This is a genomic window from Streptomyces sp. NPDC054841, assembly GCF_053611045.1.
Window position 1 is genome coordinate 1 of sequence record NZ_JBSGZO010000321.1, and the last position, 9,976, is coordinate 9,976.

At 69.3% G+C, this 9,976-nt stretch carries 9 protein-coding genes; 6 read left to right on the forward strand and 3 right to left on the reverse strand.

Annotated features, from left to right (window positions below; genetic code table 11):
* Positions 1 to 408, reverse strand: a 408-nt coding sequence (locus tag ACWGI8_RS31335; RefSeq protein ID WP_453666046.1) for a hypothetical protein, incomplete at its 3' end; no start/stop codon positions are given.
* Between the two features lie 179 nt (positions 409 to 587).
* On the opposite strand from ACWGI8_RS31335, the gene ACWGI8_RS31340 reads away from it, so the two are divergent.
* The 4 genes from ACWGI8_RS31340 (at position 588) to ACWGI8_RS31355 (ending at position 3,223) form a co-directional block, all read left to right on the forward strand.
* Positions 588 to 1,799 carry a sensor histidine kinase gene (locus ACWGI8_RS31340; protein WP_453666048.1) on the forward strand — a complete coding sequence of 404 codons (1,212 nt, stop codon included), beginning with the start codon at positions 588 to 590 and terminating at the stop codon, positions 1,797 to 1,799.
* Positions 1,787 to 2,434: a response regulator transcription factor gene (locus tag ACWGI8_RS31345; RefSeq protein ID WP_453666050.1), complete on the forward strand. Its 648-nt coding sequence runs from the start codon at positions 1,787 to 1,789 to the stop codon at positions 2,432 to 2,434. Before ACWGI8_RS31340 ends, ACWGI8_RS31345 begins: the two co-directional genes overlap by 13 nt.
* Before the next feature lie 98 nt (positions 2,435 to 2,532).
* Positions 2,533 to 2,748 carry a hypothetical protein gene (locus tag ACWGI8_RS31350; protein WP_453666052.1) on the forward strand — a complete coding sequence of 72 codons (216 nt, stop codon included), beginning with the start codon at positions 2,533 to 2,535 and terminating at the stop codon, positions 2,746 to 2,748.
* A gap of 238 nt (positions 2,749 to 2,986) precedes the next feature.
* The gene (locus tag ACWGI8_RS31355; protein ID WP_453666054.1) at positions 2,987 to 3,223 is read left to right on the forward strand and encodes a DUF6243 family protein; all 237 of its coding nucleotides are present in this window, start codon (positions 2,987 to 2,989) and stop codon (positions 3,221 to 3,223) included.
* Between the two features lie 154 nt (positions 3,224 to 3,377).
* Here ACWGI8_RS31355 and ACWGI8_RS31360 read toward each other — a convergent pair whose 3' ends face one another.
* On the reverse strand, positions 3,378 to 3,992 hold the full coding sequence (locus tag ACWGI8_RS31360) for a Uma2 family endonuclease (RefSeq protein WP_453666056.1): 615 nt from the start codon (positions 3,990 to 3,992) through the stop codon (positions 3,378 to 3,380).
* Positions 3,993 to 4,091: 99 nt separating this feature from the next.
* Positions 4,092 to 5,558, reverse strand: a complete 1,467-nt coding sequence (locus ACWGI8_RS31365; RefSeq protein ID WP_453666057.1) for an MFS transporter — start codon at positions 5,556 to 5,558, stop codon at positions 4,092 to 4,094.
* Between the two features lie 34 nt (positions 5,559 to 5,592).
* Between ACWGI8_RS31365 and dusB the strand changes: the two genes are divergently transcribed.
* Together dusB and ppdK are read left to right on the forward strand one after the other, a co-directional pair.
* Positions 5,593 to 6,816, forward strand: coding sequence for a tRNA dihydrouridine synthase DusB (gene dusB / locus ACWGI8_RS31370; protein ID WP_453666059.1), 1,224 nt, complete (start codon positions 5,593 to 5,595; stop codon positions 6,814 to 6,816).
* Between the two features lie 425 nt (positions 6,817 to 7,241).
* Positions 7,242 to 9,950 (forward strand): pyruvate, phosphate dikinase, encoded by a 2,709-nt coding sequence (gene ppdK, locus ACWGI8_RS31375; protein WP_453666061.1) that lies wholly within the window; start codon positions 7,242 to 7,244, stop codon positions 9,948 to 9,950.
* The last annotated feature ends 26 nt before the right edge of the window (positions 9,951 to 9,976 follow it).

Consider the following 9,976-nt stretch of genomic DNA (forward strand, 5'->3'; position numbering starts at 1 on the left):
GCCCACGCTTGAGCGCCCACGCCCGCACCCCCGTATCGCCAGAGCCGCGCACACAGCCGCGAGCGGCAACTCCGCACACACCGCCAACGCGACCGCCCCCGCCAGCTCCGGGCCCGGCGCCGAGGTCAGCAGATCCGTGCACGCATCGGCCAGCAGCAGCAGGGCGGCCCCGGCCGCCGGTGCCCGGTGGCCGCCACCGCCATGGACGAGCCGCATGCCCGCCGTCAGCAGACAAGCCGCCTCCAGGGCATCCAGCGCCACCCAGGCCGCCGCCTCGGCCGGCGGCAGTGTCCCTGCCAGAAACCCCATCCACGGCAGCAGCGCCAGACCCGCACCGGTCAGCAGGCGACCCTGCCACCTGGGCAGGCGGGCAGTGCCGATGGGAGAGCCGTACGCGATGAGAGCCATGGAGTGCGCTTCCTTCCGATCCCGGGAACCCGGCCGTCGGGCTCAGTGATCAACACTCCCGTTCCGGGCGGTCGCAGTCAGTAGCGCTGCCATCCGACATGGGGGTGGTACTGGCTACACCCCTGATACGGCAAGGGACTTCATGGCGGCCGCCCGAACCCGCCGCCTACGGTTGGATCATGACCATCCCGCCCCGGCTGCGCCGCACGCTCACGCGGCTGCGGCGCGACATCCTCTTCATCGCCTCCGGGGTGCTCCCGCACCTCGCCACCGCGCCGCTGTTCGTCTGGGCGGTCATCCTCCTCACCCGGACCATCGCCGCCACCTCGTCCGAAGCCCCGGTGATCCTGCCCATCCCCGTCGTCCTCATCGCCATCGCCGGATTCGGACTCACCGAGGTCCACCGCAGGCGCTACCGCGAACTGTGCGGAGTCGAGCTGCCCCGGCTCCGATTCGCCGTGCCGGGACGGCAGTTCGCCTACAACTGGCTCGTGGCGCCCTGCCTCGGGGCGCTCGAACTGCTCGTACTCGCCCTGATGATCGCGGGCGCGGCCGCCACCACCGTGTACGTGTGGGTCTTCCTGCTGCCCTTCGAGTGGCGCCTCTCCCACCGCGGATACACGACCCAGGCCGCCTACGTCATGGCCGCAGGCGTTCTCGCGCTGCTCGCCACACCGCGCCTCGCGGGAGCGCTCGTACGGCTCGAGAACCGCATCGCCCCGGCCCTCCTCAAGGACAGCAGCGCCGAAGCGCTCAGACAGCGCGTCGAAGACCTCACCCAAAGCCGCGCCGGGGCCGTCGACGCAGCCGCCGCCGAACGCCGCCGCATCGAACGGGACCTGCACGACGGCGCCCAGCAACGCCTCGTGTCGCTCGCCCTCAACCTGGGCATCGCCAAGGTCACTCTCACGGACCTGCCCCCGGAGGTGCGACAGGTCATCGACGACGCGCACCGCGAGGCCAAGGAATCGGTCGAGGAACTCAACAACCTCGTACGCGGTCTCCATCCGGCCGTACTCGACGAACTCGGCCTGGACGCGGCACTGCCGGGACTCGCGGCCCGCGCCCCGCTTCCCGTGAGACTGCGGACCGACATACCCGAACGGGCCGCGCCCGCCGTCGAAGCCGTCGCCTACTTCGTCGTCTCCGAAGCACTCACCAACATCGCCAAGCACGCACACGCCACCCGGGCCGATGTGACCGTCTCCCGGCTGGGAGGGATACTGCGGGTGGTCATCGCCGACGACGGCGTGGGCGGCGCCGACCCGGCCCGCGGCACCGGCCTCACCGGACTCTCCCAGCGGGTGGGATCCGTTGACGGGACCATCCGGATGAGCAGCCCCACCGGGGGCCCGACCGTCATGACCGTGGAGCTGCCGTGCGCGCTGTGATCGCCGAGGACTCGATCCTGCTCAGGGTCGGCGTCGTCAAGATTCTGGAAATGGCCGGATTCGAGGTCGTCGCGGAAGTCGGCGACGCGGAAGGGCTGCTGGCGGCGGTCGCCGAACAGCGGCCCGGCCTCGCGGTCGTCGACGTGCGCATGCCGCCCGGCTTCACGGACGAGGGTGTACGGGCCGCACTGCGCATCCGGCAGCAATGGCCGGACACGGCAGTGCTGATGCTGTCGCAGTACGTGGAGGAGCGATACGCCGCCGAGCTGATCAGCGCCGGAACCAGCGGCATCGGCTATCTCCTCAAACAACGCGTTGCCGATGTGGAGGAGTTCATCGACGTGCTGCGACGGGTCGCCGACGGCGGAACCGCCCTGGATCCGCAGGTCGTCGCACAGCTTCTGGTGCGGCGGCAGAGCGATCCGCTCGAACGGCTCACGGAACGCGAAGGGGAAGTGCTCGCCCTGATGGCCGAGGGACGGTCCAATGCCGGCATAGCCGGCCGCCTCGTCGTCAGCGAGAGCGCCGTCGCCAAACACATCAACAGCATCCTCAGCAAACTCGATCTGCCGCGCGCCGAGGCCGACCACCGCAGGGTGCTCGCGGTGCTGCGCTTCCTGGAAAGCGGTGGCTGAGCGCCCGGCGGGTGACGCACGGGAGAACAGCACGACAAGGTAGTGCTGTTGATGTTGGTCCTGCTGCACACTGGGCGCATTCGTCACCAGGAGGAACGATGCCGTCCATGACCACCAGCAAGGTCAGCAGATGGGATCAGCACGGCCGCGAGCACGTCGTGCACGTCAAGAAGTCCGGCATGCAGCGCGCGTTGACCTGCGACACCTGCGGCTGGCGCAAGGGCACGCAGTTCCTGCCGTGGCTCAAGGCCGAGGAGCACCTCGCGGAGGCGCACCAGGCGACGGTCGACCCGGCGCGGGACCGGACGGACTGAACGGGCCGACGGGCCGACCGGCCGACGGGTCGGCCTGCCGTCTCCGCGTCGCCGCGTCGGCGCATGCACGGGGGTGCGCCCTCGACACGACGGAAATCCGGATGCCCGCCCGGCTCGGGGCCGGGTACCGTCGGCCCATGTCCTCCTTCTTCCAGATCTACGAGTGAGAGTGCGGCGGCTCCGTACCGCCCCCACCAGCTGACACCAGGACCACTTCTCACCACGATGGGAGAACCCCGTGGCCAAGAGCCGTAACAACCTCCTCGGCGTGGGCGGACAGCGGAAGAAGCTGTCCCGCGCCGACCAGCAGGGCAACGGTCCGGCGCGCAACGCCGACCGCAAGGCGACCGCCGACCAGAAGCAGGAACTGCTGCGCAAGATGCGCGAGCGCGCGCAGGGCAAGGAGGCCGACCAGCCTGATCAGGCCGAGCAGCCGCAGCCGGCCACCGAAGGCGGTGCCGACGCACAGAGCTGACGCTCACTCATCGAACGATGGGCCCGGATCACTCATGTGGTCCGGGCCCTTCGGCTCTCCCTGTACGCGCGACCTGCGGGCGCTCATCGCCGACGCCGACGGCGCGCTCGTACCGCGGCCGATCCACGCCCTGCCGGTCGGGCACCGGCGGGCTTCAGCCGTCGGTGGCTTCGGCGGGTACTGCGAACGTGGACGTGTCGAGCTCACAGCCGAACGGGTCGGGAATCTCGAGCTTGCCGCCGAACGCGACGGTGGTGCGTGACAGGTAACCCTTCGAGGACGGCCCCCAGAACACCGAGGCGGTCTCCTCCTGCATGTCGATCAGCAGATACACGGGCACGCCCGACTTGCCGTAGACCGGAGCCTTGTCCTGCCAGTCCACGAGCCGGGTCGAGGAGGAGGTCAGCTCGCAGACGAAGGAGAGGGCCTCGCCGTCGATGCACCGGGCGTCGGTCTGGAAGGCGGACGCCGCGGCGGCGTAGATGTCGGGACCGTAGGCCCGTTCCTCCCCGGGGAAGGTGAACAGGAAGGGGGCCATGGACATGGTGTGGCCCTGTCGCCGGTGCGGCTTCAGCTGGTCCTGAATGGATTCCATGATGGGCAGGTAGAAGCCCCTCGACCACGGCGACATGACGATGTTTCCCCCGACGATCTCTGCCCGGTAGCCGTCGGGCACCTCCATGGTCAGCAAGGTCTGGCACAGCGCCTCGAAGAGCGGTGAACCGTGGGGAATCTCTATCGTCATCGGTCGCTCAAGCATCAGTGTCATGATGCGCCCTCCCTTGTGCACGGGCCAGACAGCCACGCGTGATGTTCTGAACACTCAACGTAGCGACCCGATGGGACAGTGATCCGCGGTTCGCGGAAATCAGGACATACGGCTGTCCGCCGGCACCCGCACCGCCGCCGACTCCAGTTGCCGTGCGGTGCGCTCCGCGGTGGCGCGCGCCCAGCTCCCGCTCGTCGCGAGTCCGACCAGCAGCACCGACAGCCCGCAGCCCATGATGATCCACCACGCGGGGCGGCTCGCCTCGACGAAGCCCGTCGCGTGGGCGGCGGCGCTCGTGCCCGCCGCCAGGACCGAGCCGATGACCGCGACACCGAGGGTGGCGCCGGTCTGCCGGCTGGTGGAGGCTACCGCGGCGGCCACGCCCGCCTGGGAGCGGGGCATTCCGGAGACCGCGGTGTTGGTGATGGGGGCGTTGACCATGCCGAAGCCGAGGCCGAAGAGGACGTAGCCGGTGAAGAGGAGCGCTGTGGTCGTCTCGGCTTCGAACGCGGCGAAGAGCAGTCCGCACGCGGCCATGGAGACCCCGGCGACGATCAGCGGCAGCCGCGGGCCGCGACTGCCGACGAGGCGGCCCGACAGCGGTGCGCAGACGAAGGTGAGCGCGGCCATGGGCAGCATGTACAGGCCGGCCTGCAGTGCGGACAGTCCGCGGACGTCCTGCAGATAGAGGGTGTTGAGGAAGAGGAAGCCGCTGAGCGCGGCGAACGAGGTGATCGCTATGACGGTCGCCCCGCTGAACGGCGCCGAGCGGAAGAACCGGACGTCGATGAGGGGCTCGTCGCGCCCGCGCTCGTACCGCAGCAGTCCGGCGAGGGCGATCACGGCGATCCCGGCGAAGGGGAGCACGGCGCCGAGCCCTTCGGCGGGAGCCTCGATGATCGCGTACGTGACCGATCCGAGGAGCGCGATGACGAGGAGCTGGCCGACCGGGTCGGGGCGGCGCGGCTTCGGGGCGCGGGACTCGGGGACGTAGCGCCAGGTGAGCAGGAGGGCGGCGAGGCCGACCGGGACGTTGACCCAGAAGATGGAGCGCCAGCCGACCGTCTCGACGAGAAGGCCGCCCACGACCGGTCCCGCGGCCATCGATATGCCGACGACGCCGCCCCAGGCCCCGATGGCCCGGGCGCGCTCGCGCGGGTCGGTGAAGGTGTTGGTGATGATCGACATGGCGACCGGGTTGAGCATCGACCCGCCGACGGCCTGGACCATGCGGAACGCGACGAGCAGTTCGAGGCTGGGCGCGAGCGAGCAGAGGACGGAGCCGAGCGTGAAGAGGACGAGCCCGGCTTTGAAGACCTTGCGGCGGCCGATCCGGTCGGCGGTGGATCCGGCGAGTATCAGCAGTGAGGCGAGGACGAGCGTGTAGGCGTCGATGGTCCACTGCATACCGGCGACCGTGGCGTCCAGCTCCTGGCGTATGGAGGGCAGGGCGACATTGAGGACGGTGTTGTCCAGGCTGACGATCAGCAGGCTCATGCAGCAGATCGCCAGGATCAGGAGTCGCCGCCGTCGGCCCGGCTCGGGCTCGCGCTCGGACACAGGCATGTATGCATAGTACGGCTAACTAATGAACTGGGGAATGCGCGACAATGGGCGAATGACCACGCTCGCCCCGTCGACGTCCGTGACGTCCATGCTCAAGATCGGCCCGCACGCCGTACAGCCCCCGGTGGTGCTCGCGCCCATGGCCGGCATCACGAACGCGCCGTTCCGCACCCTCTGCCGCGAGTTCGCCGAAGGCGTGCGGGGGTTCGGGGGTCGCCCCCCGACGGGCACGGCCAGCGGCGGCAAGGGGCTGTTCGTCAGCGAGATGATCACAACGCGGGCGCTGGTCGAGCGCAACGAGAAGACCATGCAGCTCATCCACTTCGACGAGACCGAGACGCCGCGCTCGATCCAGCTGTACGGAGTGGACCCGGTGACCGTCGGCAAGGCCGTCCGCATGATCGTGGACGAGAACCTCGCCGACCACATCGACCTCAACTTCGGCTGCCCGGTCCCGAAGGTGACCCGCAAGGGCGGCGGCTCGGCCCTCCCGTACAAGCGGAACCTGCTGCGGGCGATCCTCAACGAGGCCGTCGGCAACGCCGGGGATCTGCCCGTCACGATGAAGATGCGCAAGGGCATCGACGACGACCACATCACCTACCTCGACGCGGGGCGGATCGCGGTCGACGAGGGCGTCACCGCGATCGCTCTCCATGGGCGCACGGCGGCGCAGCACTACGGCGGCACGGCGGACTGGGAGGCCATCGCCCGCCTCAAGGAGCATGTGCCCGAGATCCCGGTGCTCGGCAACGGCGACATCTGGTCGGCGGACGACGCGCTGCGGATGATGCGCGAGACGGGCTGCGACGGCGTGGTCGTGGGGCGCGGCTGCCTGGGCCGGCCGTGGCTGTTCGGCGATCTGGTCGCCGCCTTCGAGGGCGGGGACACCTATGCGCGACCGTCGCTGCGGGAGGTCGCGGACGTCATGGTGCGGCACGCCCGGCTGCTGGGGGAGTGGATCGGTGACGAGTCCCGTGGCGTGATCGACTTCCGTAAGCATGTGGCGTGGTACCTCAAGGGCTTCTCGGTCGGCTCCGAGATGCGCAAGAAGCTCGCGGTGACGTCGTCGCTGGACGAGCTGGGTGCTCAGTTGAGCGAGCTGGAACTGGACCAGCCGTGGCCGGTGGGCGCGGACGGCCCCCGGGGGCGTACGTCCGGGAACAACCGGGTCGTGCTGCCGGACGGCTGGCTGAAGGATCCGTACGACTGTGCAGGTGTGAGCGAGGATGCGGAGCTGGACACGTCCGGCGGCTGACTGTCGGACGCCCGGAGCGACCGGCCCGGAACCGGGCACGCGAGGGTCCGGATCGTGGAATCCGGCGCTGCTGAGCGGCGTGATTCTCGCCACCCTTGATAAGGGGTGCGCTCAGATGAGCGCAAACAAGGTGGCTGCGACTTCAGAAGGGGTGGCACTGAGTGCCACCTCTTCTGTGTTCAATAGTTGAACTCAAATGCCCTGGAGGGCGCTCGTCTGAGCGGTGATTGCCTGCTTTGAGTCAAGCGCTCTTCGAGGGGTGAAGATGCTGGAGCGAACGGCTTTACGCATCGGTAACCTGCGATCTGCTGGCGGACGGGTGGTTACGGCCGAATGACAGACAAGTGGACGTACCCAGACGCCTTCGATCTGGGTATGTTCCTCGCCGTCAGGGCAGCCACCGAGTCCTCGAGGAGTCGAGACCCGTGTCGGAAAACAAAGATCAGAAGTTCGTCTACGACTTCACCGAGGGCAACAAGGACCTCAAGGACCTCCTCGGTGGCAAGGGCGCGAACCTCGCCGAGATGACCAACCTCGGTCTGCCCGTCCCCCCGGGCTTCACCATCACCACCGAGGCCTGCAAGGTCTACCTCGAGAGCGGCGAAGAGCCCGCGGCACTGCGTGACGAGGTGAGTGCGCACCTCGACGCGCTGGAGCAGCGCATGGGCAAGAAGCTCGGCCAGGCCGACGACCCGCTGCTCGTATCCGTACGCTCCGGCGCGAAGTTCTCCATGCCCGGAATGATGGACACCGTCCTGAACATCGGGCTCTCCGACAAGTCCGTGGAGGGCCTGGCCAAGCAGGCGGGCGACGAGCGCTTCGCCTGGGACTCGTACCGCCGGCTCATCCAGATGTTCGGCAAGACCGTCCTCGGCGTCGACGGCGAACTCTTCGAGGACGCCCTCGAGGCGGCCAAGCGCGCCAAGAAGGTCACCGTCGACACCGACCTCGAGGCGGCCGACCTCAAGAAGCTGGTCAGGAACTTCAAGAAGATCGTCAAGACCGAGGCCGGCCGCGACTTCCCGCAGGACCCGCGCGAGCAGATGGACCTCGCCATCAAGGCGGTCTTCGACTCCTGGAACACCGACCGCGCGAAGCTGTACCGCCGCCAGGAGCGCATCCCCGGCGACCTCGGCACCGCCGTCAACGTCTGCTCGATGGTCTTCGGCAACCTCGGTCCCGACTCCGGCACCGGCGTCGCCTTCACCCGTGACCCGGCCAGCGGCCACCAGGGTGTCTACGGTGACTACCTGCAGAACGCGCAGGGCGAGGACGTCGTCGCCGGTATCCGCAACACCGTGCCGCTCGCCGAGCTGGAGTCGATCGACAAGAAGTCGTACGACCAGCTGATGCAGATCATGGAGACGCTCGAGACGCACTACAAGGACCTGTGCGACATCGAGTTCACCATCGAGCGCGGCCAGCTGTGGATGCTCCAGACCCGCGTCGGCAAGCGCACCGCCGGTGCCGCCTTCCGGATCGCCACCCAGCTCGTCGACCAGGGCCTCATCGACGAGGCCGAGGCGCTCCAGCGCGTCAACGGCGCCCAGCTCGCGCAGCTGATGTTCCCGCGCTTCGACGAGTCGGCCAAGGTGGAGAAGATCGGCCGCGGTATCGCCGCCTCCCCGGGCGCGGCGGTCGGCAAGGCCGTCTTCGACTCGTACACGGCCGTCAAGTGGTCGCGCTCCGGCGAGAAGGTCATCCTGATCCGCCGCGAGACCAACCCGGACGACCTCGACGGCATGATCGCGGCCGAGGGCATCCTCACCTCGCGCGGCGGCAAGACCTCGCACGCGGCCGTCGTCGCCCGCGGCATGGGCAAGACCTGTGTCTGCGGCGCCGAGGAGCTGGAGGTCGACACCAAGCGCCGCCGGATGACCGTGAACGGCACGGTGATCGAGGAGGGCGACGTCGTCTCCATCGACGGCTCCACCGGCAAGGTGTACCTCGGTGAGGTCCCGGTCGTGCCGTCCCCGGTCGTCGAGTACTTCGAGGGCCGTATGCACGCGGGTGCCGACGACGCCGACGAACTGGTCGCCGCCGTGCACCGGATCATGGCGTACGCGGACCGGGTGCGCCGGCTGCGGGTACGGGCCAACGCCGACAACGCCGAGGACGCGCTGCGCGCCCGTCGCTTCGGCGCCCAGGGCATCGGCCTGTGCCGTACCGAGCACATGTTCCTCGGTGAGCGCCGCGAGATGGTCGAGAAGCTCATCCTCGCCGACACCGACGACGAGCGCGAGGACGCGCTGAAGAACCTGCTGCCGCTGCAGAAGAAGGACTTCGTCGAGCTCTTCGAGGCGATGGACGGGCTGCCGGTGACCGTGCGGCTGCTCGACCCGCCGCTGCACGAGTTCCTGCCGGACATCACCGAGCTGTCGGTGCGTGTCGCCCTCGCCGAGGCCCGCAAGGACTCCAACGAGAACGACCTGCGGCTGCTCCAGGCCGTGCACCGGCTGCACGAGCAGAACCCGATGCTGGGTCTGCGCGGCGTCCGCCTCGGGCTGGTCATCCCCGGCCTGTTCACCATGCAGGTACGGGCCATCGCCGAGGCCGCGGCCGAGCGCAAGAACGCCAAGGGCGACCCGCGCGCCGAGATCATGATCCCGCTCGTCGGCACCGTCCAGGAGCTGGAGATCGTCCGCGAGGAGGCCGAGCAGGTCATCGCCGAGGTCGAGGCCGCCACCGGCGTCGAGCTGAAGCTCGCGCTCGGCACGATGATCGAGCTGCCGCGCGCCGCGCTGACCGCCGGCCAGATCGCCGAGGCCGCCGAGTTCTTCTCGTTCGGAACGAACGACCTCACCCAGACCGTGTGGGGCTTCAGCCGGGACGACGTGGAGGCCAGCTTCTTCACGGCGTACCTGGAGAAGGGCATCTTCGGCGTCAGCCCGTTCGAGACCATCGACAAGGACGGCGTCGGCTCGCTCGTACGCAACGCGGTCGCGGCCGGCCGGGCCACCCGCCCGGACCTGAAGCTCGGCGTCTGCGGCGAGCACGGCGGCGACCCCGAGTCGGTGCACTTCTTCCACGAGGTGGGCCTGGACTACGTGTCCTGCTCGCCCTTCCGGATCCCGGTGGCACGCCTGGAGGCGGGCCGCGCGGCGGCACAGGCCTCCGGGAGCGACAGCCGCTGATCCGTCGCGGGGCCGGCCCCCTGGGC

Excerpts from the sequence above, each read along its gene's own strand:
- ACWGI8_RS31340 (WP_453666048.1), top strand. The coding sequence starts at position 588 with ATGACCATCCCGCCCCGGCTGCGCCGCACGCTCACGCGGCTGCGGCGC.
- ACWGI8_RS31365 (WP_453666057.1), bottom strand. The coding sequence starts at position 5,558 with ATGCCTGTGTCCGAGCGCGAGCCCGAGCCGGGCCGACGGCGGCGACTC.
- ACWGI8_RS31360 (WP_453666056.1), bottom strand. The coding sequence starts at position 3,992 with ATGACACTGATGCTTGAGCGACCGATGACGATAGAGATTCCCCACGGT.
- ACWGI8_RS31350 (WP_453666052.1), top strand. The coding sequence starts at position 2,533 with ATGCCGTCCATGACCACCAGCAAGGTCAGCAGATGGGATCAGCACGGC.
- dusB (WP_453666059.1), top strand. The coding sequence starts at position 5,593 with ATGCGCGACAATGGGCGAATGACCACGCTCGCCCCGTCGACGTCCGTG.